23 protein-coding genes are annotated in these 25,422 nt (G+C 75.2%); 8 read left to right on the top strand and 15 right to left on the bottom strand.

Annotated features, from left to right (window positions below):
- The first annotated feature begins 268 nt into the window (after window positions 1–268).
- A complete protein-coding gene (locus ACI79Y_RS11565) occupies window positions 269–1,474 on the top strand; it encodes a S8 family peptidase (RefSeq protein ID WP_457158622.1) in 1,206 nt (401 codons plus the stop codon).
- Between the two features lie 79 nt (window positions 1,475–1,553).
- Here ACI79Y_RS11565 and ACI79Y_RS11560 read toward each other — a convergent pair whose 3' ends face one another.
- The 3 genes from ACI79Y_RS11560 to ACI79Y_RS11550 all read right to left on the bottom strand — a co-directional run bounded on the left by ACI79Y_RS11560 (window position 1,554) and on the right by ACI79Y_RS11550 (window position 5,496).
- Window positions 1,554–3,011, bottom strand: coding sequence for a GntP family permease (locus ACI79Y_RS11560; RefSeq protein ID WP_457158621.1), 1,458 nt, complete (start codon window positions 3,009–3,011; stop codon window positions 1,554–1,556).
- Between the two features lie 119 nt (window positions 3,012–3,130).
- The gene (locus ACI79Y_RS11555) at window positions 3,131–4,159 is read right to left on the bottom strand and encodes a threonine aldolase family protein (protein WP_457158620.1); all 1,029 of its coding nucleotides are present in this window, start codon (window positions 4,157–4,159) and stop codon (window positions 3,131–3,133) included.
- Window positions 4,159–5,496 (bottom strand): class II 3-deoxy-7-phosphoheptulonate synthase, encoded by a 1,338-nt coding sequence (locus ACI79Y_RS11550; protein WP_457080966.1) that lies wholly within the window; start codon window positions 5,494–5,496, stop codon window positions 4,159–4,161. Before ACI79Y_RS11550 ends, ACI79Y_RS11555 begins: the two co-directional genes overlap by 1 nt.
- A gap of 232 nt (window positions 5,497–5,728) precedes the next feature.
- On the opposite strand from ACI79Y_RS11550, the gene ACI79Y_RS11545 reads away from it, so the two are divergent.
- Window positions 5,729–7,822, top strand: coding sequence for a methyl-accepting chemotaxis protein (locus ACI79Y_RS11545; RefSeq protein ID WP_457158619.1), 2,094 nt, complete (start codon window positions 5,729–5,731; stop codon window positions 7,820–7,822).
- 130 nt (window positions 7,823–7,952) lie between these two features.
- Here the strand turns inward: ACI79Y_RS11545 and ACI79Y_RS11540 are convergent, their stop codons facing one another.
- Window positions 7,953–8,444, bottom strand: a complete 492-nt coding sequence (locus ACI79Y_RS11540; protein WP_457158618.1) for a polyadenylate-specific 3'-exoribonuclease AS — start codon at window positions 8,442–8,444, stop codon at window positions 7,953–7,955.
- A 4-nt stretch (window positions 8,445–8,448) separates the two neighbouring features.
- Complete coding sequence (locus tag ACI79Y_RS11535) at window positions 8,449–8,889, bottom strand: RidA family protein (protein WP_457158617.1); 441 nt, start codon at window positions 8,887–8,889, stop codon at window positions 8,449–8,451.
- Between the two features lie 155 nt (window positions 8,890–9,044).
- Between ACI79Y_RS11535 and ACI79Y_RS11530 the strand changes: the two genes are divergently transcribed.
- Entirely contained in the window at window positions 9,045–10,742 is a 1,698-nt protein-coding gene (locus ACI79Y_RS11530; protein ID WP_457158616.1) for a DUF222 domain-containing protein, read from the top strand.
- A 143-nt stretch (window positions 10,743–10,885) separates the two neighbouring features.
- Here ACI79Y_RS11530 and ACI79Y_RS11525 read toward each other — a convergent pair whose 3' ends face one another.
- Entirely contained in the window at window positions 10,886–11,188 is a 303-nt protein-coding gene (locus ACI79Y_RS11525; protein ID WP_457158615.1) for a putative quinol monooxygenase, read from the bottom strand.
- An 88-nt stretch (window positions 11,189–11,276) separates the two neighbouring features.
- Entirely contained in the window at window positions 11,277–12,059 is a 783-nt protein-coding gene (locus tag ACI79Y_RS11520) for a lysophospholipid acyltransferase family protein (RefSeq protein WP_457158614.1), read from the bottom strand.
- Window positions 12,060–12,229: 170 nt separating this feature from the next.
- On the opposite strand from ACI79Y_RS11520, the gene ACI79Y_RS11515 reads away from it, so the two are divergent.
- Together ACI79Y_RS11515 and ACI79Y_RS11510 are read left to right on the top strand one after the other, a co-directional pair.
- Window positions 12,230–12,994, top strand: coding sequence for an alpha/beta hydrolase (locus ACI79Y_RS11515; RefSeq protein WP_457158613.1), 765 nt, complete (start codon window positions 12,230–12,232; stop codon window positions 12,992–12,994).
- A complete protein-coding gene (locus tag ACI79Y_RS11510) occupies window positions 12,991–13,665 on the top strand; it encodes a hypothetical protein (RefSeq protein ID WP_457158612.1) in 675 nt (224 codons plus the stop codon). Before ACI79Y_RS11515 ends, ACI79Y_RS11510 begins: the two co-directional genes overlap by 4 nt.
- 14 nt (window positions 13,666–13,679) lie before the next feature.
- On the opposite strand, the gene ACI79Y_RS11505 is transcribed toward ACI79Y_RS11510, so the two are convergent.
- From ACI79Y_RS11505 to ACI79Y_RS11490, 4 genes are read right to left on the bottom strand one after another with little or no spacing between them, the layout of a single operon-like run.
- Window positions 13,680–14,681 (bottom strand): ROK family protein, encoded by a 1,002-nt coding sequence (locus ACI79Y_RS11505; protein ID WP_457158611.1) that lies wholly within the window; start codon window positions 14,679–14,681, stop codon window positions 13,680–13,682.
- Entirely contained in the window at window positions 14,678–15,109 is a 432-nt protein-coding gene (locus ACI79Y_RS11500; protein WP_457158610.1) for a hypothetical protein, read from the bottom strand. Before ACI79Y_RS11500 ends, ACI79Y_RS11505 begins: the two co-directional genes overlap by 4 nt.
- Window positions 15,106–16,284 (bottom strand): ArsA family ATPase, encoded by a 1,179-nt coding sequence (locus ACI79Y_RS11495; protein WP_457158609.1) that lies wholly within the window; start codon window positions 16,282–16,284, stop codon window positions 15,106–15,108. The genes ACI79Y_RS11500 and ACI79Y_RS11495 overlap by 4 nt, the downstream gene beginning before the upstream one ends.
- Window position 16,285: 1 nt before the next feature.
- Entirely contained in the window at window positions 16,286–16,717 is a 432-nt protein-coding gene (locus tag ACI79Y_RS11490) for an SRPBCC family protein (protein WP_457158608.1), read from the bottom strand.
- A 178-nt stretch (window positions 16,718–16,895) separates the two neighbouring features.
- Here ACI79Y_RS11490 and ACI79Y_RS11485 point away from each other — a divergent pair, with 178 nt between their 5' ends.
- Window positions 16,896–18,689 carry an AMP-dependent synthetase/ligase gene (locus ACI79Y_RS11485; protein ID WP_457158607.1) on the top strand — a complete coding sequence of 598 codons (1,794 nt, stop codon included), beginning with the start codon at window positions 16,896–16,898 and terminating at the stop codon, window positions 18,687–18,689.
- A gap of 12 nt (window positions 18,690–18,701) precedes the next feature.
- Here the strand turns inward: ACI79Y_RS11485 and ACI79Y_RS11480 are convergent, their stop codons facing one another.
- The 4 genes from ACI79Y_RS11480 to ACI79Y_RS11465 all read right to left on the bottom strand — a co-directional run bounded on the left by ACI79Y_RS11480 (window position 18,702) and on the right by ACI79Y_RS11465 (window position 23,000).
- The gene (locus ACI79Y_RS11480; RefSeq protein WP_457158606.1) at window positions 18,702–19,823 is read right to left on the bottom strand and encodes a glycosyltransferase family 4 protein; all 1,122 of its coding nucleotides are present in this window, start codon (window positions 19,821–19,823) and stop codon (window positions 18,702–18,704) included.
- Entirely contained in the window at window positions 19,820–21,127 is a 1,308-nt protein-coding gene (locus ACI79Y_RS11475) for a M48 family metallopeptidase (protein WP_457158605.1), read from the bottom strand. Before ACI79Y_RS11475 ends, ACI79Y_RS11480 begins: the two co-directional genes overlap by 4 nt.
- Before the next feature lie 82 nt (window positions 21,128–21,209).
- Complete coding sequence (locus tag ACI79Y_RS11470) at window positions 21,210–22,307, bottom strand: C40 family peptidase (RefSeq protein WP_457158604.1); 1,098 nt, start codon at window positions 22,305–22,307, stop codon at window positions 21,210–21,212.
- Between the two features lie 333 nt (window positions 22,308–22,640).
- Window positions 22,641–23,000, bottom strand: a complete 360-nt coding sequence (locus ACI79Y_RS11465) for a hypothetical protein (protein WP_457158603.1) — start codon at window positions 22,998–23,000, stop codon at window positions 22,641–22,643.
- Between the two features lie 168 nt (window positions 23,001–23,168).
- Here ACI79Y_RS11465 and ACI79Y_RS11460 point away from each other — a divergent pair, with 168 nt between their 5' ends.
- Window positions 23,169–25,100 carry a DEDD exonuclease domain-containing protein gene (locus ACI79Y_RS11460; RefSeq protein WP_457158602.1) on the top strand — a complete coding sequence of 644 codons (1,932 nt, stop codon included), beginning with the start codon at window positions 23,169–23,171 and terminating at the stop codon, window positions 25,098–25,100.
- Entirely contained in the window at window positions 25,097–25,384 is a 288-nt protein-coding gene (locus ACI79Y_RS11455; protein ID WP_457074338.1) for an Lrp/AsnC family transcriptional regulator, read from the top strand. Before ACI79Y_RS11460 ends, ACI79Y_RS11455 begins: the two co-directional genes overlap by 4 nt.
- Window positions 25,385–25,422: the final 38 nt, after the last annotated feature.

Raw genomic sequence — 25,422 nt, 5'->3', positions numbered from 1 at the left:
GGGGTGGGGAGGTGGTCGTCTTTTTACCCCGCCCCCCCCACCCCCCCCCCCCCCCCCCCCCCCCCCCCCCCCCCCCCCCCCCCCGCGCGCCCCCCCCCCCCCCCCCCCCCCCCCCCCCCCCCCCCCCCCCCCCCCCCCCCCCCCCCCCCCCCCGGTCCGGGATCGATCCCATCGGCTCCGCCCTTTACGGGACGATGACGGGACGCTTTGACTCTCCGTGCCTGAGCCGTACCTGAGAGTGCGGCCATGTCGAGCGAGGAGATCATCCGTGCGCAACCCCCGCCTCCCCCGCCGTACCCCGGCCACCACCAGCCTGACCAGCAGGGCCCTGACCAGCATGGCGCTGACCGCCCTGGTGGCCACCGGCCTCGGCGCCACCGCCGGCACCGCCTCCGCCGCGCCCGCCGGGCCGAAGGACACCTACATCGTGAGCCTGGTGCCCGGGTCGCCGGCGGCCACCATCGCCGCGCAGGCCGCCCAGCGGCTCGGCGGCGAGGTCGAGCACGTGTACACCGCGGCCCTCAGCGGCTTCGCCGTGGAGCTGCCCACCGCGGTGGCGGACCGGCTGGCCACGCTGCCGGGCGTGGCCGGCGTCGAGCGGGACGCGCCGGTCGAGCTCAGCGCCACCCAGTCCTCGGCCCCCTGGGGCCTGGACCGCACCGACCAGCGGTCGCTGCCGCTGAACGGCAGCTATGGCTACACCGCCACCGGCGCCGGGGTCACCGCCTACGTCATCGACACCGGCATCCGGCTCACGCACGGCGACTTCGGCGGCCGGGCGGTCTCCGGCTACGACGCGGTCGACGGCGGAAGCGCCGACGACTGCAACGGCCACGGCACGCACGTGGCGGGCACCGTCGGCGGCACTGCGCACGGGGTGGCGAAGGGCGTGCAGCTGGTGGCGGTACGGGTGCTGGACTGCGCGGGCAGCGGCACCAACGCCGGGGTCATCGCCGGGATCGACTGGGTCACCGCCCACCACCGGCCGGGCCGGCCGGCCGTGGCCAACATGAGCCTGGGTGGCGGGGCGAGCACCGCCCTGGACAACGCCGTGGCGCGCTCGATCGCCGACGGGGTCACCTACGCCGTGGCGGCCGGCAACGGCAACGCCTCCGGGGTGCCGCAGAACGCCTGTTCCTCCTCCCCCGCCCGGGTCGCCGGCGCGCTGACGGTGGGGGCGACCGACCGCACCGACGCCCCGGCCTCGTTCAGCAACTACGGCAGCTGCGTGGACCTGTTCGCCCCCGGCGTGGGGATCACCAGCGCCTGGCACACCGGCAACACCGCGACCAGCACGATCAGCGGCACCTCCATGGCCACGCCGCACGTGGCCGGCGTCGCCGCGCTGTACCTGCAGGGCAACCCGGCGGCCTCCCCGGCGGCGGTGGGCTCGGCCATCACCGCGGGCGCCACCGAGGACGCGGTCCGGACCACCCGCACGGCGAACAACGACCTGCTGTTCAGCGCCTACTGACCCACCCTCGGCACGATCGCGGCCGGGCCGCCCCCCGGGGGGCCCCCCGGCCGCGTTCGTCCGCGCTCCGGGCGGGGCGTCAGAAGATGCCGCTGAGCGCCCAGGCGATGGCGAAGCCGACGACGCCGATGAGCGTCTCCATCACCGTCCAGGTGCGCAGCGTCGTCTTCACGTCCATCTCCAGGAACCGCCCGACCAGCCAGAACCCGGAGTCGTTGACGTGGGAGAGGACGGTCGAGCCGCACGCGATCGCGATGACGACGAAGGCCACGTCCAGGCGGGACAGGTCACCGGCCTCGACCGCCGGGGCGACCAGCGCGGCCGTGGTCAGCAGGGCGACCGTGGCCGACCCCTGGGCGACCCGGAGGCAGGTGGCGATGACGAAGGCGCCCACGATCACCGGGAGACCGATCGACTCCAGACTGTCCGCCAAGGCCGTGCCGATCCCGCTGGCGCGCAGCACGCCACCGAACATGCCGCCGGCGCCGGTGATCAGGATGATCGCGGCGACCGGGCCGATCGAGGAGTTCAGCAGCTGCTCGGTCTCGCTCCGGGAGAACCGCTCGCGGGAGAGCACGGCCGCGGCCACCAGCAGGGTGATCAGCAGGGCGACCGGGGTCTGACCGAGCAGGGTCACCCACTGCAGCCAGCCGGCCTCGTCGTCGACGGCGCCGGCCGTGGCCAGGGTGTTGAACCCGGTGTTGAGCAGGATCAGCACCAGCGGCAGCAGGAGCAGGGAGAGCACGGTGCCGAACTTCGGCGGCGTCGTCCGGTGGGCGACCGCGGTCTTCCCCGTGCCCGGCGTGGTGCCGGCGACGGTGTCCTCGGCCGCCTTCTCGCCGCCGTCCGGTTCGTCGTCGGGCAGCCGCTCCCCGCCGAGGGTCGTCGGCACCGGGACGTGCACCCGGCGGCCGATCCACTGGCTGAACAGGTAGGCGGCGATGAACCAGGTGGGCACGCCGATGACCAGGCCGACGACCACGAGCAGGCCGATGTCGGCGCCGAGGATGTCGCCGGCGCCGACCGGGCCGGGGTGCGGGGGCACGAAGGCGTGCATGACCGCGAAGGCCCCCGCCGAGGGCAGCGCGTAGATCAGGACGGAGCCGCCGAAGCTCTTGGCGACGCTGAAGATCATCGGCAGGAAGACGACGAACCCGGCGTCGAAGAAGATCGGGAAGCCGAACAGCAGCGAGGCGACACCCAGGGCGAGGGGCGCCCGCTTCTCGCCGAACCGGCCGATCATCGAGTCGGCCAGCACGCGGGCGCCGCCGGTGACCTCCAGCAGCTTGCCGATCATCGCCCCGAGGCCGACGAGCAGCGCGACGCTGGCCAGGGTGGACCCGAAGCCGGAGAGCATCGTGTCGATCGCGTCGCCGACCGGGATCCGGGTGGCGAGCGCGGTCAGCAGGCTCACCAGCACCAGCGCCACGAAGGCGTGGACCTTGAGCTTCATGATCAGGACGAGCAGGACGGCGACGGCTCCGACTGCGATCAGCAACAGCGGAGTGGTGCCCAGGGCAGGTTCGACGTCTTCCACGGCGGGCCTCTTCGAGTCGACGAGAGCGGGGATCTGCCCGGCGGACCGGGCGGGCCCCACTCTGTCAGTCGGTGATCATCACCGCAGTCCGGCCGCGACGGGATCGTGACCTGGGTCACTCAGCGGCCGGTGAGCTCACCGATCACCTGGGTGAGCACCTTCGCCGCCCGCTCCACCCCGGCCCGGTCGACGTCCAGGTGGGTGACCAGCCGGATCCGCCGGCCGCTGACCTGACCGACCAGCACGCCCTGGGCCCGGGCCGCGGCGGCGACCTCGGCGGCGGGGACGTCGTCGACGACGACCATGTTGGTCGGCACGCCGGCGGGGTCGACGCCGAGCCGCTCGGCGAGCGCCTGCGCGTGCGCGTGGTCCTCGGCCAGCCGCTGCAGGTGGTGGTCGAGGGCGAACAGCCCGGCGGCGGCCAGCACGCCGGCCTGGCGCATGCCCCCGCCCAGGCGCTTGCGCCAGAGCCGGCCCGCGGCGATCCGGTCGGCGTCGGCGACCAGCACCGAGCCGACCGGGGCGCCCAGCCCCTTCGACAGGCACACCGATGCGGTGTCGGCCAGCCGGCCGTAGGTGTCCAGCGGGACCCCGGAGGCCACGTGCGCGTTCCAGATCCGGGCGCCGTCGAGGTGGACGGCGACGTCGTGCTCGCGGGTCCAGCCGAAGAGCGCCTGCAGCTGCTCGAGCGGCTGGACCAGCCCGCCGCCGCGGTTGTGCGTGTTCTCCACCGCGATCGCCGCGGTCGAGGTGACGTGCCAGTCGTCCTTGGGGCGCACCTGGGCGATCAGCTGCTCGGCCGACAGCGGCCCCCCGGTGACCACCGTGCGGCTCGCCAGCCCGAACAGCGCCGCGGCGGCGCCCATCTCGTAGGTGAACACGTGCGCGTCGGCGTCCCCGACGACCTCCTGGCCGGGCTCGCAGACCAGCCGCAGGCCGATCTGGTTGCCCATCGTGCCGGAGGGGACGAACAGGGCGGCCTCGTGCCCGAAGAGGGCGGCGACCCGCTCCTCCAGGGCGTTGACCGTCGGGTCCTCGACGTAGACGTCGTCGCCCACCTCGGCCTCGGCCATGGCCTGCCGCATCCCGGCCGTCGGCCGGGTCACGGTGTCCGAGCGCAGGTCGACGGCCCCGTCGGTGACAGCCATCAGCCGCGCAGCATCTCGGTGACGAGGAACGCCAGCTCCAGCGACTGGCCGGTGTTCAGCCGGGGGTCGCACGCCGTCTCGTAGCGGCTGTTGAGGTCCGCGTCGCTGATCTCCATGGCACCGCCGAGGCACTCGGTGACGTCCTCACCGGTCAGCTCGACGTGGATGCCGCCGGGCCAGGTCCCCAGCCCGCGGTGCACGTCGAAGAAGCCGAGCACCTCGTCGACGACCCGGTCGAAGTGCCGGGTCTTGTAGCCGCTGGGGGACTCGTGCGTGTTGCCGTGCATCGGGTCGCACTGCCAGACCACCTGGTGGCCGCTGGCGGTGACCTTCTCCACGATGCCCGGCAGGACGTCGCGGATCTTCCCGTTGCCCATGCGGCTGATCAGGGTCAGCCGCCCGGGGATGCCGTCGGGGTCGAGGCGCTCGACCAGCTCCGTGGCCTGCTCCGGCGTCGTCGTCGGGCCGATCTTGACCCCGATGGGGTTGGCCAGCTTGGAGACGAACTCGATGTGTGCGCCGTCCATCTGCCGGGTGCGCTCACCCACCCACACGAAGTGGGCGCTCAGCGCGTAGGGGCGGCCCTCGTACATCCGGAGCAGGGCCCGCTCGTAGTCCAGGATCAGCGCCTCGTGGCTGCTGTAGAGCTCCACCCCGCGCAGCGCGTCGGAGTCGATGCCGCAGGCCTTCATGAACGCCAGGGCACGGTCGATCTCCCGCGCGATCACCTCGTAGCGCACCCCGGCCGGCGAGGTGGCGACGAAGTCCTTGTTCCAGTCGTGCACCGCGTGCAGGTCGGCCAGCCCACCCCGGGCGTACGCACGGATCATGTTCATCGCGGCCGCGGAGTTCGCGTAGGCGCGCACCAGCCGGCCCGGGTCGGGGATGCGCTCCTCGAGCACCGGGTTGAGCGAGTTGACCATGTCGCCCCGGTAGGAGGGCAGGCCGAGGGCGTCGGTGTTCGAGCTGCGCGGCTTGGCGTACTGCCCGGCGACCCGGCCGACCTTGACCACCGGCACGCTGGCGCCGTAGGTGAGCACCACGGCCATCTGCAGCAGGGTGCGGGTGGTCGCCTGCAGGTGCGGCTCGGTGTTCAGGTCGAAGGTCTCGGCGCAGTCGCCGCCCTGGAGCAGGAACGCCTTGCCCTGGGCGACGTCGGCCAGCTGCTGGCGCAGGGTGTCGACCTCGGCCGGTGCGACGATCGGCGGGACGGTCGAGAGCGTGGACAGGACGGCGTCCAGCGCGGCACGGTCGGGCCACTCCGGCTGCTGGGCGGCGGGCAGACCCCGCCACCGGTCCAGGTCGGGGACCAGTTCCGCGGGTTCAGGCAGGCTCACAGGACGAGGGTACGGCCCGGCGGGCAGCTGCTGGGACGCGCGTCCGCATCGTGGGAAACCTCCGTCGCCAGGCAGCGTGTGGCGGTTGGGGCGCGTGGGGCACCGGACAGCGGACGACCCCGTCTCGGGTGCCGAAGATCATCACGCCTGCCGATGCACCTGCTGAGGCGGGATCCACCCCGCCCGGGGAAGCGGGCCAGGGGGCAACGTGCGCAGGGGCATCAGGACGAAGGTGGTCGCGCTGGCAGTGGCCAGCATCGCGGTCACCGGCGCGGCCATGGTGGGGGTGAGCAGCTGGCAGAGCAGCTCCTTCGCCGACGACGCGAAGGCCGACGTCGGCCAGCTGGTCGACGACAGCCTCAGCCGGATCACCGACGGCGTCTACGACGTCGTCTCCACCCAGGGCGACTCGACCAGCGCCAAGGTCGACAGCGACCTGCAGGTGGCGGGCTACGTGCTGCAGCAGTCCGGCGGGCTCTCCCTGGGGAGCGGCCCGCGCGAGATGGTGGCGTGGGACGCCAAGAACCAGGTCACCAACGAGGTCACCCCCGTCGCGCTTCCCCGCGTCGAGATCGGTGGCCAGTGGCTCGGCCAGAACGCCGACGTCAACGTCCCCACCCCGGTGGTCGACCAGGTGCAGGCGCTGGTCGGCGGCACCGCGACGATCTTCCAGCGGATCAACCCCGCCGGCGACATGCTGCGGGTGGCCACCAACGTGGTGGGCGCCACCGGCAGCCGGGCGATCGGCACCTACATCCCTGCGGTCGGCGCCGGTGGCGCCCCCAGCCCGGTCGTCTCCGCGGTGCTGGCCGGCCAGACCTACCGGGGGACGGCCTACGTCGTCGACTCCTGGTACGTGACCGCCTACCAGCCGCTGTTCGACCCCGCCGGCCAGGTGATCGGCATGATCTACGTGGGCGTGAAGCAGGAGAACCTGCCCGCGCTGCGGGAGAGCCTGCAGAAGACCACCGTGGGGGAGAACGGCACCCTGTGGGTGCTCGGCGGCACCGGCGACCGCGCCGGCACCGTGCTGGTCAGCGCGGACGGCAGCGCCGACGGCACCTCCCTGATGGAGGCGACCGACGCCGACGGCCGGACCTACGTGCAGGAGCTCGTGGCGAAGGCGGTCACGCTGCAGCCCGGTGAGCAGGCGACCGTCCGCTACCGGGACGCCGAGACCGGGTCGCACACGGTGCAGGTGGCCTACTACCAGCCCTGGGACTGGGTGCTCGTCGTCGACGCGCAGGACAGCGACTTCGCCGGGCCGATGGAGCGCCTGGAGGACGGCCGGTCGTCGATGGTGACCGGGATGGTGGTCGCCGCGATCGTGGTGGCGCTCGCCGGCGCCGCGCTGGCGCTGTGGCTCGGCCGCCGGCTCACCGAGCCGCTGCACGCGCTGCACCGGCGGATGGTCGAGATCGCCGACGGCGAGGGCGACCTGACGCAGCGGGTCGACGACTCCACCTCCGACGAGGTCGGCGAGCTGGCCAAGGCGTTCAACCGGTTCGTGGACAAGGTGGCCGGCACCATCCGTGACATCGGCAACTGCGCCGGGTCGCTGGCGATCTCCGCCTCCGGGGTGGCCCGGGTGGCCGACGGGCTCGGCGAGCGGGCCACCCGCAACCGGGACCAGGCCCGCAACGCCTCCCAGGCGGCGTCCGACATCAGCTCGGGGGTCACCTCCGCCGCGGCGGGCGCGGAGCAGATGGGGTCGGCGATCCGGGAGATCGCCCGCAGCGCGAGCGACGCCAGCCACGTCGGTCAGGGGGCCGTCGAGCTCGCCGCCAACACCGAGACCGCGATCGCGGCACTGGGCACCAGCTCGGCCGAGATCAGCGACGTGGTGAAGGTGATCTCCGCCGTCGCCGAGCAGACCAACCTGCTCGCGCTGAACGCCACGATCGAGGCGGCCCGGGCCGGGGAGGCCGGCAAGGGCTTCGCCGTCGTCGCCACCGAGGTCAAGGAGCTGGCCCAGGAGGCGTCGCGGGCCAGCGAGGAGATCCACCAGCGGGTGCAGTCGATCCAGGCCGACACCAGCGCCGCGGTGGGCTCGATCAGCCAGATCGTCGGCGTCATCCGGGAGATGAACGACCACCAGACCACGATCGCCAGCGCGGTCGAGGAGCAGACGGCGGTCACCAACGAGCTGTCCCGCAGCGTCACGTCGGTGGCCGACGGCGCGGGCTCGGTGACCGACGTGATGACCGAGGTGGCCTCGGACGTCGACCGGACCGCGGCCGACGTGGAGACCGCGCGCGCGTCGGCCCGCGAGCTGGACCAGCTCTCCGGCGAGCTGACCCGGCTGATCAACGTGTTCACCGTCTGAAGAAGGACCCCGTCCTCCTCACGACGGGGCCACGGGGGCCGTCGGCAGCGATCAGCTGCCGGCGGCCCCCGTCGCGTTCCCGGGCCTGGCGGCGACCAGCGCGGTCGTCGGCCTTCACCCGGGCCGATCCTCAGCGCGTGGCGGCCTCGATCACGTTCCAGCGGGTGAGGTTGTAGCGGGCGTCGACGAGGGCGTCGTGGGTGCCGGCGGGCTTCGGCGGGAGCGCGGGCCTCCCCGCGTCGTCCCACCGCTGCCGGAGCTCGCGGGTGAACCGCGGGATCGGCCGGGGCAGGGCGGGCATGGCGCCCCACAGCTGGCACAGCGCCACGTGGTCGTAGGCGGCGAACCAGGCCCACAGTTCGATCTCCTCCCCCGGCGCGGTGAGGAAGGACAGCAGGTCGTCGCGGATCCGCTCCCGCGTGCGCCACGCCTTGTCAGCCGGCGGCGGGAGCTGGTCCAGCACGTTGCGGCGCACCCACGGGACGGCCCGGTCGGGGTCGAACTCGGTGCTCACCGCGTAGAACTCGCGACCGGCCTCGTCGACCACCCCGATCGACACCAGGTCGATGGTGGTCCCGTCCTCGATGAACTCGGTGTCGTAGAAGTACCGGCGCACGCTCACGCCGTCACGGTAGAGGGGCGTGGTCCGGCGGGCCCGGCTCCTGCCAGCTGTCGCGCACCGCCAGGGCCTCGACCTCGACCAGCTGCCCGGGGTACCCGAGCACGGTGACCCCGACCAGCGTGCTGGGCGCGTCGTGCTCGCCGAACGCGCCTCGCACCACGTCCCACGCCAGGTCGAGGTCGGCCCGGTCGCTCGTGGCCACGTACACCGTCGTCTTGAGGACGTCGGTCAGCGCGGCGCCCGCCGCCTGCAGCGTGGCGACCAGGTTGGCCATCACCTGGCGGGCCTGACCGGCGACGTCGCCCTCGGCGACGACGGCCCCGTCGGCATCGAGCGGGCAGGCGCCCGCGGTCACCACCATGCGGCCGGGGTCGGTCACGGCCGCGTACGCGTACGGGACGGCGGCGAGGTCGGGCAGACGGACGAGCTCGATCCCTGCGGTCACCCGCTCATGATCGGGTCCGCGGTGCCGGCCCGCCCCTCGGGCGCCGGGGCCCGTCCAGGAGATCCGGTGGACCTCCCGTCCAGCTGTTCCGCCCGTCGTCCACAGGTGCCCGTTCCGGCTGGTCAGACCACCGGCGTCCCGATATCCTCGTACATGTGTTCGAACGTATCGTCCAGCCCGCGCCCTTCGGGGACGCGGAGCTGCGCGCGGCGATGGACGAGCTGACCGAGCGCTGGCGCGCCGAGGCCCTGGGCGGCGAGACACCTCGGTGGCAGACCGCCGCGGGGCGGCTCAGCGCGTCCTTCGAGGCAGGTGGCTACCACCTCGCCGGGGTGCGCGCCGCACAGGCAGCCATCGGTGCCCACGAGGCCCGCCGGGCGCGCGCGATCGCCGCGTTCTGCCGGTCCCGCCCCTCGTCACTGGACCGACCGGAGAACGAGATCGGCGCGGCGGCGGCCGCGACCCGGGCGGCCCGGCCGTCGGCGCTGGCACCGGTCAGCGAGTGGGCGGTCGACGAGGTGGCGGTGGCGCTGTCGCTGACCGACGCGGCCGCCACGCGCGTGGTCGTCCAGTCACTGCAGCTGGTCGAGCGGCTGCCCGGCACCCTGCGTGCCCTCGAGCGCGGCGCCCTCACCTGGGACCACGCCCGGGTGATGAGCGAGCTGGTGGCGCCGCTCGACGAGGAGGTCCGGGCCACCGCCGAGGAGCGGCTCCTCGGTCGGCTCGGGAGCAAGACGCCGGCGCAGCTGCGGGTGGCAGCCCACCGGGTGGTGGCGCGGCTCGACGCGGCGGCGGTGGCGCGCCGGATCGCCGCGGCCATCCGCGACCGGCACGTCGCCGTCCACCCCGGCGCCGACGGCATGGGCACCCTGTCGGCCACCCTGCCGCTCCCGGTCCTGCGGGCCGTGCAGAACGCCCTGGAGCAGTACGCCGACGCGGCCGCCGTCCCCGGTGACGAGCGCACCCGCGCCCAGCGGATGGCCGACTGCCTGGTCGACCTGGTGCTGCGCCCCGGCGAGCACGGCCTGGCCCCCGTCCAGGCGCAGCTCACCGTGGTCGCGGGGGCCGGCACACTGCTCGGCACGGACGACGAGCCGGGCGAGGTCGACGGCGACCTGGTGCCGGCGGAGATGGTCCGCCGGCTCGCGCAGGCCCTCGGGCTGATGCCCGCCGACGGCGCCGCTGCCCCCGGCTCCCCCGACCCTGACTCCCCCGGAACCGACTGCTCCGGCACCGACTGCTCCGGCACCCCGCCGGACGTCGCTGACCCGGTCGCCGGCGCGGCGCTGGCCGACCTGGTCGGCACCCGCACGGTCGCCGGCACCGCACTGGCCGCCCGGCCGGGGATCGCCCTGGTCGACGAGCTCACCGGGCAGCTCCTCGCGCTCACCGACGCCGCCGGGCTGCGGGCGGGTCGCGCCCTCGGGCCACCGCCGGAGAGCCCGGGCTACTCCCCCGGCAGGGCGCTCGACCGGTTCGTCCGGCTGCGCGACCGCCGCTGCCGGTTCCCCGGCTGCCGCAAGCGGCCGATCCGCTGCGACCTCGACCACACGGTGCCCTTTCCGTTCGGTCCCACGGCGCACGACAACCTGTGCTGCCTGTGCCGGCACCACCACCGGCTGAGCCACCAGGCACCTGGCTGGCGGCTGCGCGGGCTCCCCGACGGCGGGCTGGAGTGGACGACCCCCACCGGCCAGGTGCTGGTCACCCACCCACCGCGCTTCGGCGCCGACGACGACCTGCCTCCCCCGGACGTCGACCTGCCGGGTCCACCGCGCAGCCGCCCACCACACGATGACCCACCACCCGGCGAGCGAGCACCCGATCCACCCGACGAGCCACCGCCCTTCTGACCTGCGACCCCTGAGCCTGTGGCACCCGACTCCCCGGGTGCCTCGGCTCAGGGCACCGCCGGCTCAGGGCACCGCCGGCTCAGGGCACCGCCGGCTCAGGGCACCGCCGGCTCAGGGCACCGCCGGCTCAGGGCACCGCCGGCTCAGGGCACTGCCGGCTCCACCAGCAGGTCGCTGACCAGCTCCAGGGTCAGCTCGGGGAACCGCTCGGTCACCGCCTCCGCCATCAGGCGTTCCCCCTCGGGCTCGTCGAAGCTGCAGCGCTCGCGGGTGGCCGCGTCGGGCCACCGGGCGTAGGCCACCCACGTGCCGTCGTCCGCGCGGTGCAGTCGCGAGCCGTAGCTGCCGCAGCCGGCGTGGATCGCCCGGGTCACCCGCTCCCACCCGTCGCGGAACTGCTCCTCGCTGCCCGGCCGCAACCGCCACCGATAGACCACCGCGAACATCCGTCCTCCTCCCGGGGCGCCCCCTGCGCGACACCCGCGCCGGTCAGCCTGCCGTCAGCCGGCCCTCAGGGCGAGGACCCGCGAACGGTCAGCCGGCCAGTGAGCTGGGCAGGCGGTCGGCGGCCTCGCTCGGCGGCGGCTGCAGGCGGCCGACCACCTCACGGGCGCTGGCGCCGGTGGAGTCCATCGACCTCTTGACCTTGGCCCCGTACAGGTCGACGTACTCCTGACCGGAGAGCTCCATGATCTCGTACATGATCTCGTCGGTGATCGAGCGCTCGACGAAGCGGTCCCCGGCGAGACCGGCGTAGCGGGAGAAGTCCAGCGGCTCACCGAACCGCACCCCCACCCGGACGAACGTGCGGTTGACCTTCCGGCCGAGCGCACCGGGGAGCGGCAGGTCCCGCGGGGTGTAGGTCATCGCCACCGGGATCACCGGCGCGCCGGTCTCCAGGGTCATCCGGGCGACCCCGGTCTTGCCGCGGAACAGCCGGCCGTCCGGTGACCGGGTGCCCTCCGGGTAGATGCCCAGCAGCTTTCCCTCGTTCAGGATCCGGATGCCGGTACGGATCGCGTTCTCGGCCGCGGAGGCGTCGGTGCGGTCGATGGGCACCTGGCCGGTGCCGCCGAAGAACACCCGCTGCGCCCAGCCCTTGGCGCCGGTGGCGGTGAAGTACTCCGCCTTCGCCAGGAAGGTGACCCGCCGGCGGACCGACAACGGCATGAAGATCCAGTCAGCCGCCGCCAGGTGGTTGCTGGCCAGGATGGCCGCACCGGTCCGCGGCACGTGCTCGGTGCCGACCGGGTGCCACCGGAACACCAGGCGCACCAGCGGCCCGACGGCCACGAACTTGAGGAACCAGTAGAACAACGCGCCTCCCTCAGCGGCTGTCAGACTAGGGAAGCGCCCAGCTCCACGACAATCGGCGTCCCGCCGCGTTCGCCTCGTCCCATATGCACCCACCTGCACCGACCGCTGCCGCCCGCTGCCCTTCCGGAGGTCCGATGCGCCAGGCTCTCCCCCCGACCTCCGCTCCCCGGATGGCCGGTGCCGACCCGTTCGAGCTGCCCGGCGGGCCGGTCGGGGTGCTGCTGTGCCACGGCTTCACCTCCACCCCGCAGAGCCTGCGCGCCTGGGGCGAGCACCTGGCCGCGGCGGGCTTCACCGTCAGCTGCCCGCTGCTGCCCGGGCACGGCACGCGCTGGCAGGACGCCAACGCCACCACCGAGGACGACTGGTACGGCGCGCTGTCCGACGCGCTCGACGAGCTGGCCGCCCGGTGCTCGGCCGTGGTGGTCGCCGGCCTGTCGATGGGCGGCACGCTGGCGCTGCGCCTGGCCGAGCGCCGTCCCGACGACGTCGCCGCGCTGGTGCTGGTGAACCCCTCGCTGCTGACCGAACGGCGCGAGGCGAAGCTGCTGCCGCTGCTGGCCCGGGTGACCCCCGTCTGGACGCCGATCGCCGGCGACATCAGGAAGCCCGGCTGCACGGAGCTCGCCTACCCCCGGCTGCCCACCCGGGCGGCCCTCGCGCTCCGGCGGCTCTGGCAGGCGACCCGCGCCGAGCTGGCCGCCGTCCGCGCGCCTCTACTGGTCTTCCGCAGCGTCACCGACCACGTGGTCGAGCCGACCTCCACCCGGGTGCTGCTCGCCGGGGTCGGCAGCGCCGACACCACGGAGGTGCTGCTGCACGACAGCTGGCACGTGGCCACCCTGGACAACGACGCACCCGCGCTGTTCGCCCGCTCCGTCGAGTGGATCCGCGAGCGGGTGCCGTCGGCCAGCACCCCGGAGCCGGCGCCGTGACGCTCCCCCGCCGCGGGCGCGGCCGCCGGGACAACGGCCTGGACGCCCCGCTCTGGCACCCGCTGCGCGACGTGGACCCGCGGGTCGGCGAGCACCTGCTCGACGTCCTCGCCGCCGCCGGCATCGCCGCCTACCTGGAGCCGGCCACCGACGTCGCCCCCTACACCCGCAACGTCCACCTGCCCAGCCCGCCCTCGGACCGGCTGTTCGTGGACCGCGCCCGGAGCGCCGAGGCGCAGGCCGTCGTCGAGCAGCACGCGGGCGAGCCGGCGACCGAGCCGGCCCGCCGCCCCCGTCCGGTCACCGACGACGACGCCGAGTTCGCCCGGATCGTCGCCGCGTTCGAGGCCGAGCACGGCCGCACCGTCGTCGACGAGGAGCCGCGCGACGACCCCCCGCCCCCGCCCGCCGAGGTCTCCGTGCTCGACCTGCCGGAGGAGCACTACGAGCCGCCGCCCCCGCCGCCGCTGCCGGTCCTGGCGCCGGCCTCACTGACGGCCGTGCTGCTCATCGCGGTCGGCGCGGTGCTGGTGATCCTCCCCGGCCGACTGGGCCTGACCGTGGAGACCGGGCTGGTGCTCGGGGTCGCCGCCCTGGTGGGTGGCGTCGGGATCCTCGTCTCCCGGATGCGGGACCGGTCCGACGACGGCGACGACGGCGCGGTGGTCTGAGGAGGGGTCCTTCCTCAGGCGGCGCCTTCGGCGACGGCCCGGCGCACCAGGTCGGCGGCGCCGACCAGCCCGGCCTGCGCGCCCAACTCGGCGGCGACCACCCGCGGGCCGGGGCGGAACCCGCGTCCGGGCAGCGCCCGCTCCAGCCGCTGCCGGGCCGGACCGAGCACCGTCTCGCCGAGCACGCTGACCCCGCCGCCGATCACCACGACCTCGGGATCGAGGACGGCGGAGAGGTCGGCGATGCCCTGCCCGAGCCAGGAGCCGACCTCCGCGAGCAGCTCCCCGGCCAGCGGATCGCCGTCGGCCGCGGCCCGCGCGACGACCTCCCCGGTGATCCGCTCCAGGTCACCGCCGACCCGGTCGATCAGCGTGGCGGCGGCCGCCGGTGAGTTCTGCGCGACCTCCCGGGCGGTGTGCCCCAGGGCGTTGCCGCTGGCGTACTGCTCCCAGCAGCCCCGGTTGCCGCAGGCGCACAACCGGCCGTCGGGCACCACACGCATGTGCCCCCACTCGCCGGCCACCCCGTGCGCCCCGCGCTGCAGGCGGCCGTCGATGACCAGACCACCGCCGATGCCGGTGCCCAGCGTGATCATCAGGACCAGGTCGCTGCCGCGGGCGGCGCCGTAGCGGTACTCGGCCCAGGCGGCGGCATCGGCGTCGTTGCCCACCCACAGCGGGCGCTGCAGCCGCACCCCGAGGTCCTTGCGCAGCGACTGGTTGCGCCAGGCCAGGTGGGGGCTGAACAGCACGGTGTCCCCGGTGCGGTCGAACCAGCCGGCCGCGCCCACGCCGACGCCGACCAGCGGCCCGCCGTGGCGCGCCGCCAGCTCGTCGACGACCGCGGCGATCGCGTCCTCGGTGGCCGCCACCGACTTCCCCGGCGTCGCCCGGCGGGCGGTGTCGAGGATCGTGCCGTCCGCGGCGACGACGCCGCCAGCGACCTTGGTGCCGCCGATGTCGATGCCGAGCGCGGGCAGCTCGGCGGCGGACGGGGTCGGGTCGGTCGCGCTCACGCGACGTCGATCCGCTGGACGCGGTCGGTGCGGGGGCGCGGGTGGGACACGGGCTCCTCGGTCGGGGGTGGGACGCCCGGGGTCCGGGCGACGTCGTCGCGGGTGGTGGCGTCCGGAGCCGCCTCGTCGTCGCCGCGGGGGGTGCCGGCGTGCGCGCGGAGCGTCTCGGCCGCCGCGGCGAGCACGTCGGCGAGCCCCTCGACGAGGTCCGGACGGCGGCCGCGCAGCGCGGCCAGGCCGCTGCACAGCGGGCACCAGCGGCAGTCCGCGTCGGCGGTCGCGTCGTCCCGGTGCGCCGTTCCGGCCGGAGCACCGCCGAGCAGCCCGCCGAGGGCACCGGCCAGGCCGCCGGCTGCGGGGTGCTCGGCCGCCAGGCCGGTGACCAGGCGCCGGGCCTGCTCGATCCAGTCCGGTCCCGGGGTGGTCACGGTGTCTCCTGCGGATCGGTGGGGAGGGGGTCGGTGGGCAGCAGGCCGGCAGGCCACTGGGCCGGGTCCGGGGTGAAGCGCACCGCGAGGGTGGCCTGCGGGGTGCCGGCGTCGTCGAGCGCCCCACCGGAGACGGTGCACCGGCGCAGCAGCGGGTCCAGCGGGAAGGACCGTCGCACGCCGGCCGCGGTGACGACCAGGTCGTCCGCCCACCGGGTGAGCTCGACCTCCCCCCGCCGGGCGAAGGGCAGCGCCAGCTCCAGCAGCCACTCCCCCGCCGCCGACCGGCTGGTGCGGGGCACCCCCGGTGGTGGCTGGGCGGCCACCCGATGCGGCGGGACGGCGGCGTCGAGGGCGGCCAGCTCGGCCGGCGTCCGGGGCGCGACGGCGGCCTCGGCGACCTCGCGCACGCCCCCGGCCAGTTCGGTCAGCGCGCGGACCGCCTCGGCCTGCGCAGCCGCGCGCTCGGCCCACCAGTCCCCGGCGGCCGCCGGGAGCAGCCGGGCGGCCGTCACCGACGCCAGCTGCTGCCCGAGCACGCCCAGGGCGGTCGCGGCCGACTGCAGCTCGCCGGCGGCGGTGGCGTCCGGCCGCAGCACCAGGTGCACGGCCGTGCGCTCGGGGTCGCCCAGCGGCACGCGGTCGACGAGCTGGTCGAGCCCCTCGGCGCCCGCCAGCAGCCCGGACACGCCGTTCGGCCGCCCCGGGGCGGCCGCCGTGCGGAGGCTGGCCAGCACCCGGAGCCGGGTCGGCGCCAGCTGGCCGAGCCACCAGCGCAGCGCCCCGGGCAGGGCGAGCAGGGAGAGCGCGGCGGGGGTCGGTCCGGCGTCGACGACCGCGACGTCGAACCGGCCGGCGGCGGCGTGCCCGGCGAGCGCCGCGAGCAGGGCGAACTGCCCCACCCCCGGCACCGGGACGACCGACGTCGCCGGCGGGAGGACGTGCATCGGCAGGAGGCCGGCCAGCTGCTCGACGTGCCGGGCCCACACCTGCTGCAGCGCGGGCTGGGCCCCGACCACCTCGACGTCCACGGCACCGGACAGCCCGGGGGTGCTCGGCGCACGGTCGGTCAGCAGCAGGCAGCGGCTGCCGTCGGCGGCCAGCCGGAGCGCCGTGGCGGCGGCCACGGTGGAACTGCCGGCTCCGCCGGGGCCGGTGACCAGGAGGATCTGCACGTCAGCCCTCGACGCGCTTCTTGAGCTCCTTGAGCGCGGTGTCCAGGATGACCTTCTCCGCCCGGCGCTTGATCAGCCCCAGCATCGGGATCGACAGGTCGATGGTGATCGAGTAGGTGACCGTCGTCCGTCCGCCGGTCTCGACGAGGGTGTAGGAGCCGTCCTGCTGCTTCTGCATCTGGCCGCGCACCAGGGTCCAGTGCACGGACCGGTCGTCGTCCCAGGTGTAGGCCAGCTCGTAGTCGTCGCTGACCGGCCCCGCGTCGATGACGAAGTGCACCCGGCGGGCGCGGCCGTCGGGCCCGGTCTCGAGCACCTCGACCGTCTTGGCCGCGGCCACCCACTGCGGGTACGACGGGAAGTCGGCGATCACGGCCATCACCTGGGCCGCGGGCGCGTCGACGACGATCGACTGGGTGGACTGGTCGGCCATGCGCCGCAGGGTAGTCGCCGACCGTGACCGCCCGGAGCCCTGACCGGACCGGTCACCCCGGCCGGGGGTCGTTGCCGTGCCCCCCGGCGGCTCCCCCGACTAGATTGACCTCCCGACCCAGCGTCCGGGTCCGGGAGGCGACGGCGCCCCCCGCCCGGGCGGGGCAGAGAGGACCGGCGTGCGCGAGCTGAGCGTTCCCCCCACCGCCACCGTGGGGGCCGAAGACGCCCTGACGGACATGGTCGCCCGCAACGCGGCCGAGCACCCGCACGACGTCGGGCTGCGCCGGCAGGTCGACGGAGAGTGGCGGGACGTGACCTGGGCGCAGTTCGCCGCCGAGGTCGCCGGCGTGGCCAAGGGCCTGGTGGCCGGCGGGATCGGCCCCGGCGACCGGGTGGGCCTGCTGGCCCGCACCCGGTACGAGTGGACCGTCCTGGACTACGCCATCTGGACCGCCGGCGCCGTGGTCGTCCCGGTGTACGAGACGTCGAGCCCCGACCAGATCTCCTGGATCCTCACCGACTCCGGTGCCCGCGCGATCTTCGTGGAGAGCCCGCGGCACGCCGAGGACGTCGAGTCGGTGCGCAGCGAGGCGCCGGACCTGGGCCCGGTGTGGGTCATCGACGACGGCGCACTCGACCAGCTGACCACCGCGGGTGCCGACGTACCCGACGAGGAGCTGGCGGCCCGCCGGCGGACCCTCGGCGCGGACAGCCTGGCCACGCTGATCTACACCAGCGGCACCACCGGGCGGCCCAAGGGCTGCGAGCTGACCCACGGCAACTTCCTGTTCGAGGTCCGCAACGGGATCACCCTGCTGGACCGCTTCATCAACCCCGACGGCTCGATGCTGCTGTTCATCCCGCTGGCCCACGTGCTGGCCCGGGTGCTGCAGGTGGGCGCCGTCGACGCCCGCACGGTCATCGGGCACACCCCCGACATCGCCGACCTGGTGGGCGACCTCGGCCGCTTCCAGCCGACGTTCGTGCTCGCCGTCCCCCGGGTGTTCGAGAAGGTCTACAACGGGGCGAAGGCCAAGGCCGAGGGCGACGGCAAGGGGAAGATCTTCGACCGGGCCGCGCAGGTCGCCGTCGACTGGTCCCGCGCCCAGGACACCGGCGGCCCCGGCCTGGCGCTGCGGCTGCAGCACGCGCTGTTCGACCGGCTGGTCTACGGCAAGCTGCGCGCCGCGCTGGGCGGTCGCTGCGCCGGCGCCGTCTCCGGTGGCGCCCCGCTCGGCGAGCGGCTGGGCCACTTCTTCCGCGGGCTCGGCGTGACCATCTACGAGGGCTACGGGCTCACCGAGACGACGGCGGCCGCGGCGGTCAACCACGACGCCGCGATCCGGATCGGCACCGTCGGCCGGCCGCTGCCCGGCGTCGACGCGGCGATCGCCGAGGACGGCGAGGTGCTGCTGCGCGGCGGCATCGTGATGCGCGGCTACTGGCGCAACGAGCAGGCCACCCGCGAGGCGATCGACGCCGACGGCTGGTTCCACACCGGCGACCTCGGCGAGCTCGACGAGCAGGGCTTCCTGCGCATCACCGGCCGCAAGAAGGAGATCCTGGTGACCGCCGGGGGCAAGAACGTCGCCCCGGCCGTGCTGGAGGACCGGCTGCGGGCGCACAAGCTGGTCAGCCAGTGCATCGTGGTCGGCGACCAGCGGCCGTTCATCGCCGCGCTGGTCACCCTGGACGCCGAGGCCCTGCCTGCCTGGCTGAAGGCCCGCGGCAAGGACGAGTCGCTCACCGCCGCCCAGCTGCGCGAGGACCCCGACCTCCTCACCGAGCTCGACACCGCGGTCGCCGAGGCCAACAAGGCCGTGTCGCAGGCCGAGGCGATCAAGAAGTACCGGGTGCTCGCCGAGGACTTCACCGAGGCCAACGGCACCCTCACGCCGAGCATGAAGCTCAAGCGCGGCGTGGTGATGAAGGAGTTCGGCGCCGAGGTCGAGGCGATCTACCGCGCGTAGCAGCCCCGCACGTCAGCCCTCCAGCAGCCGGGCGAAGGTGCCGGCGATGGTCGCCCAGGACCAGCGCTGGTCGACCCAGGCCCGGCCCGCGGCCCCCATGGCGCGGGCCCGGGCCGGGTCGTCGAGCAGGTCGGCGAGCACCCGGGCGACGGCGGTGGGCGAGCGTGGGTCGACCACGTGCCCCGTCTCACCCTCGCGGACCGTCTCCGGGGCGCCGCCGGAGGTGCCGGCGACCACCGGCCGGCCGCAGGCGGCGGCTTCGAGGAACACCATCCCCAGCCCCTCGACGTCCAGTCCGCCGCGGCGGGTGCGGCAGGGCATGGCGAAGACGTCGCCGGCGGCGTAGTGGGCGGGCAGCTCGCCGGCCGGCACGCCCCCGGTGAGCACCACCGAGCCGCCCAGGCCGCGGGCGGCGACCGCCCGGCGCAGCCGCAGCTCCAGCGGACCGCCCCCGACCAGCAGCAGCCGGGCGTCGGGGTGCCGGGCGAGCACCTGCGGCCAGCCCGCGACGAGCACGTCCTGCCCCTTGCGCGGCACCAGCCGGGAGACGCACACCACCACCGGCGCGCTCCCCAGCCCGTACCGCTCGCGCACGGCCGAGCCATCGGCGTCGGGGCTGAACAGGTCGACGTCGACCCCCGGGGACAGCTGGCTGAGCACCGTGCGGTCCCCGAGCGCCGGGGCGAGCCGGTCGTGGGTGTAGGCGCTGATGTAGGTCAGCTCGTCCAGCCCCGACGCGATCCGCTGCACCAGCTGCCGGGCGGCCGGGAGAGCCACCCAGCCGGTCTCGTGCCCGTGGGTGGCACCGACCAGCCGGCGCACCCCGGAGCGGCGCAGCGCCGGGGCCATCAGGCCCAGCGGCGCCGCCGCCCCGAAGAAGACGGTGTCGCAGCCGTGCTCCCGCGCCAGGCGCGCGGCGGTGCGGGTGGCGTCCGGGGTCGGCAGCAGCATCCCGGTGGCGGCCCGGACCACCGGGTAGGGCAGCTGCGCGTCGTGCTCGGCCGATCCCGGGTGGTCGGAGGCGAGCACGACCAGCGTCTCCGGCGGGCGGGTGGCCAGCAGCGCCGCCACGAACGTCTGGATGCCGCCCTGTCGGGGCGGGAAGTCGTTGGTGACGACCAGGGTGCGGTTCACCGGGGCACCGGGGCACCGTGCAGCCGGGCCCAGTCGGCGGCGAAGGCGATCCGCTGCGGCACCGTGGGGTGCGACCCGTAGAACCACTGCCAGGGGGCCGGCGGGTCCGGGTCGTTGAGGTTGGCCTCCCCCAGCCACCGCTGCATGGCGGTGAAGGCGGCCGGGTCACCGGTCAGGTCCAGCGCGTGCAGGTCCGCCCGCGCCTCGACCTGGCGGGAGACCAGGTTCTGCACCGGCGTCGAGACCAGCGTCCCGACCGTGACCAGGAACAGCAGCAGACCGACGACGGCGCCGTCCCCCGGCCCCCGCGCCCCGGCCCGGCGCAGCAGCGACGTCGCACCGAGCAGCCACCCGAGCAGCGAGACCCCGGCACCGGCGCCCAGCGCGCCGATGAGCGTGCCGCTGAGGACGTCGTCGTTGGCCACGTGTCCCAGCTCGTGCGCCACGATCGACTCGATCGCCTCGTCGGGGAGCCGGTCGAGCACCGTGTCGTAGACGACGACCCGACGCGTCGACCCGAACCCGGAGACGTAGGCGTTGAGCGCCGTGGTGCGGCGGCTGGCGTCGGCCACCAGCACGTCCTCGACCGGGGTGCCGCTGCGCTCGGCGAGCGCGAACAGGTCGCTGCGCAGCTGACCCGCCGGCATCGGCTCGAACCGGTTGAACGCCGGCTCGATCACCATCGGGTAGAGGAACGACCCGACGACGACGAGCGCCGCCGCGCCCCCGCCCGCCCAGGCCCACCAGGTCCGCGGCGCCCGGCGGGCCAGGGCCACCACCGCCAGCAGCCCCAGCGCGGTGAGGGCAGCGTTGATGCCGGTCGAGACGGCGACGTCCCGGGCCCACAGGCCCCAGCCCCGGGTGGAGAGCCCGTAGCGGTGCCGCACCACCTCACCCCAGGCCGACAGCGGGAGGGTCACCAGCCGTCCCACGAGCAGGATGGCGAACGTGCCGAGGAGCACCTGCCAGCCCCAGCCGCCCCCGAGTGGGCGGGCCAGCCGGCGGGCGGTGGCCGCGCCGGCACGGGTCAGGCCGAACACCGCGGAGACGGCCAGGCCCAGCAGCAGGGAGACCAGCGACGCCGGCCGCAGCGCGCCGGTGAAGGCCTCGGCCCGGGCGATCTGCTCGGCCGTGAACGCCGCGGCAGGGTCGACGGGGGTGCGGCCGCCGGGCGGTGCGGCGAGCACCTCCCACGGGGTGGTCACCACGATCACCCCGACCAGCGCGGCCCCCAGGACCGCCGCCGTGCCGAGCGCCAGCCGCCGGGACCGGGCCGGGGTGGGCACCAGCGCCGAGGTGCTCACGCGGACGGGCTCGGCAAGGTCGGGGCGCACACGCGGGCGAGCTTAGGACGGCGCCCTGTGCACGCTGCCCGCCCGGACGGCCTCAGCCGACGAGCCGGCGCGCCCCCACGTACCCGGCCATGTCGACCCCGGTGACGACGACCGGGCTGCCGAACGTCGGCGCGTGCACCATCTTCCCGTTGCCCACGTACATGCCCACGTGGCTGACCGGGCTGTAGAAGAAGACCAGGTCACCGGGCTGCAGGTCGGCCCGGCTCACCGCGGTGCCCATGGTGGCCTGCACCCGGCTGGAATGCGGCAGCCGGACCCCGGCCGCGGCGAAGGCGTACTGGGTCAGGCCCGAGCAGTCGAAGGCGTCCGGGCCGCCGGCGCCCCAGACATAGGGGTCGCCGATCTGGGCCAGCGCGGTGTCCACGGCGGTCTGCGCCGCGTCCGAGGAGGCGACGACCTCGGCGGGGGCGGGGGGCGTCAGCGTCGGACCGGCGTGCTCCTGCACCACCGCCTGCTGCTGGACCGCGCTGAGGGACTCGTACTGGACCCGGTACTCGGCGATCCGCCCCTGCAGGTCGGCCTGCCGGGTGGTGACGTCGGCCAGTCCGGCCTCGGCCTGCCCCGCCGCCGCGTCGGCGGCCGCCTTCGCCTGCTCCGCCGCCTGGGCCGCGGCGGTCACCTGGGCGAGGACGTCGGTGGTGTGCCCCGCGATGGCGTCCAGGGTGGTGACCTGGGAGAGGAACTCGTCGGCCGAGCCACTGGTCATCAGGGCGTTGAACCGGGACAGGTTCTCGCCGGTGAAGGCGCTCCGCGCGACGCGGCGCATCTGCTCGTCGAGGGTCGCCAGCTGCGCCTGGGCGGCGGCGAGGGCCTGGCCGGCGGCGTCGGCAGCGGCTCGCTGCTGGGCGAGCTCCTCCTGCGCGTCGTTGAACTGCTCGGTGACGACCTCGAGCTCGTGCGTCGCGTCGGAGACCAGGCGCGTGGCCTCCTCCGCCGTGCCGGCCCGGGCCACCGGGTCGCCGGGGGCGGCGGCCGCGCTGCCCGGGAGCAGGGTGAGCGTGAGGCTGGCGGTGAGCCCGAGGAGCACCCCGGCACCGAGCCGGCCGGTCAGCCGGGCGCGCCGGGAGCCGGAGGGCAGCGCGGCAGGGCGGGCCGACGTGGGCCGGGGGCGGGACTGAGGGCTCGCCATGGGAGGCGGGGCTCCGTTCTTCCTGGTCGCACCGCCTACCGAGTCGGCTGACAGGCCCGGGCGCGGCAGTCGTGCCCGATCTCGGCCGCGTCGATGCCGGCGCGGTGTGCCCGGGGCGACCCGGTGCACGTGAGCACCCACCTCAGCGTTGCGTGGGTCCCCGGTCCAGCCGACGAGGCCGGCTGGTTCGGCGGTCTCCGGCCGGGGCCACCCTGATCAGTGACGACTTCCCTACCGGACGTCACGAAACTAGGTCCGTGACCGGACCGAGACAAAGACCCGTCAAACCCGAAACCTCGGGCTAGAACTGATGAATCACAGGAGTGCGATTTGTCAGCTCACGTTGCGGTCGCCGTGACCTGACGCATCCTGATGACGCAACGGCGGAACCAGGCCGAACTCTGCCAAGGCCCGGACCGCCCGATGCTCCACGTCGTCCAGTTCCACGACGGCACGACCGTCGCCCTCCGTCGCGTCAACGCGAGCCACGTCACGTCCGGACCGGGCTCGCCCGGGCGCGTCGCCGCGCGACGCCACCTCGGCCGGGCCGGCCCCCGCCGTCGCCCTCGGCACCAGGGGCACGACACAGGGATCGCTCCCCTGCCAGTCCGGCGGTGCACCGAGGAGCATGGTGACGACGCAGTCGGCGCAGCCCGTGCCGCGGACGGTGCAGGTGTCGCAGTCGATGAGCACGGCGGCTCTCCCTCCCTCTCGATCCGGACGGCACTCCGTCCCGGCAGCGCGGACCGTAGGAGCAGCCACCGACAGTTCCCGCCGCAGGCCCTCCGCGGGTCCACCCCCGCCCCGGGTCCCGGCGCGCCCTCCCCCGGACTGTCGGACCCCCGACCTACCGTCCGCGACGTGCCACCCGTTCCTGCGCTGCCACCCGTTCCTGCCGCGCCACCCGGCCCACCGGCTGTGCGCCTCGGCGGCACCCCGCCCGCCTGGTCGTCCACGGGCCTGGCCGCGCCGGCACCGCCCGGCTCGCGCTACGAGCAGGTGACGATCGACGAGGCGGGCTCCGCGCTGTCGGCGGTGACGTTCGTGGTCGTCGACCTGGAGACGACCGGTGGCTCCCCGAAGGACAGTGCGATCACCGAGATCGGCGCGGTCAAGGTGCGCGGCGGTCAGGTGGTCGGCGAGTTCCAGACCCTGGTCGACCCGGGCCGGGAGATCCCGCCCTACATCAGCGTGCTCACCGGCATCACCACGATGATGGTGGCGGCCGCGCCACGCATCGACGCCGTGCTGCCGGCCTTCCTGGAGTTCGCCCGCGGCGCCGTGCTGGTCGCCCACAACGCCCCCTTCGACCTCGGCTTCCTGCGCGCGGCCTGCGAGGAGACCGGCATCGCCTGGCCCGCCGCCGCCTCGGTCGACACCGCCGTCCTGGCCCGCCGGCTGCTCACCCGCGACGAGGTGCCCAACTGCAAGCTGGCCACCCTCGCCCCCTACTTCGCCACCTCCACCGAACCCTGTCACCGGGCGCTGGCCGACGCGCGGGCGACCGTCGACGTCCTGCACGGCCTGTTCGAGCGGCTGGGGCCGCTGGGGATCACGACCCTGGAGGAGCTCTCCGGCCTGACCCGCCAGGTCGACCCCGAACGCCGCCGGAAGCGGCACCTGGCCGAGCACGTCCCCACCGGCCCCGGCGTCTACGTCTTCCGCGGCCCCCGCGACGAGGCGCTGTACGTGGGCACCTCCACCGACCTCCGCAGCCGGGTGCGCAGCTACTTCTCCGCCGGCGAGCAGCGCAGCCGGATGACGGAGATGATCCGGCTGGCCGAACGGGTCGACGCGCTGCCGTGCGCGCACGACCTGGAGGCCGCCGTCCGGGAGCTGCGGCTGATCGCCGAGCACAAGCCCCGTTACAACCGTCGGTCCCGCTTCCCCGAGCGCGCCCTCTGGGTCCGGCTCACCGACGAGCCCTTCCCGCGGCTGTCGGTGGTGCGCCGGGTCCGCCCGGGCACCGGGTCCTTCCTCGGCCCCTTCCCCGACCGGCGCGCAGCCGACGACGCGGTCGCCGCGGTGCACGAGTCGCTGCCACTTCGCCAGTGCACTCCCCGGCTGGCGCTCGCCGGCACCGGCACCGCCTGCGCGCTCGCCGGCATGGGCCGGTGCGGCGCCCCCTGCACCGGTGCGCAGAGCCGTGAGGAGTACGCCTCGATCGCCGCGGTGTTCGCCGCCGCCGTCGACTCCGACCCACGCGAGCTGGTCGCGCCGCTGCTCGACCGGGTCGAGCGGCTGGCCGGCGAGGGCCGGTACGAGGACGCCGCGCTGCTGCGCGACCGGGTGGCCGTCCTGGTGCGGGCCGTGCAGCGCCGTCAGCGGCTGGAATCGCTGGCCACCGTGCCGGAGATGGTGCTGGCCCGTCCCGACGGCGCCGGTGGCTGGCAGCTGTCGGTCGTGCGGCGCGGCCGCCTGGTGGCCGCCGGGGTCGCCGAGCGCGGCCGGTCGGTGCGCGAGTGCCTGGCCGGCCTGCGGGCCACGGCCGAGACCCCCACCGGACCCGACGGCGAGCTCGCCGCCACGGTCGACGAGACGGAGCTGGTGCTCCGCTGGATGGAGAAGCCCGGCACCCGGCTGGTCGAGGTCGACGGCACGCTGGCCAGCCGCACGCCGGGCACCGGCACCTACCGCGCGTTCCTCGCGCGGGTGGAGGCCGGCCGCGCCGAACGCGATCCCTTCGGCGACGGCCGGCCGCTGCGCACCCGCAGCCAGCCCGACCGGGTCACCGCCGATCGGCCGGAGGCACGGCGCGGCCGGGGCGCCACCCGGCTAGCATCCCGGACGTGATCACCGCCATCGTGATGATCGATGCCGCCACCGACTCCATCGCCGAGGTCGCCGAGGCGGTCGCCGACCTGCCCGGGGTCAGCGAGGTCTACTCCGTCGCCGGCGACGTCGACCTGGTCGCGATCATCCGCGTGCCCGAGTTCGACGAGATCGCCCAGGTGATCGCCGGTCGGATCAACAAGGTGCCCGGCGTGGTCGACACCGCCACGCACATCGCCTTCCGCGCCTACTCACGGCACGACCTCGAGGCCGCCTTCTCGATCGGCTTCGAGTCCGCCGACTGAGGAAGGACCCCGCCACTCGCACGCCCGCGGCGGGCCCC

It is taken from the genome of Modestobacter sp. SYSU DS0875, from assembly GCF_054050915.1.
Note: the sequence above shows the minus strand (reverse complement) of the source record. Positions and strands in the feature narration are given on the sequence as shown.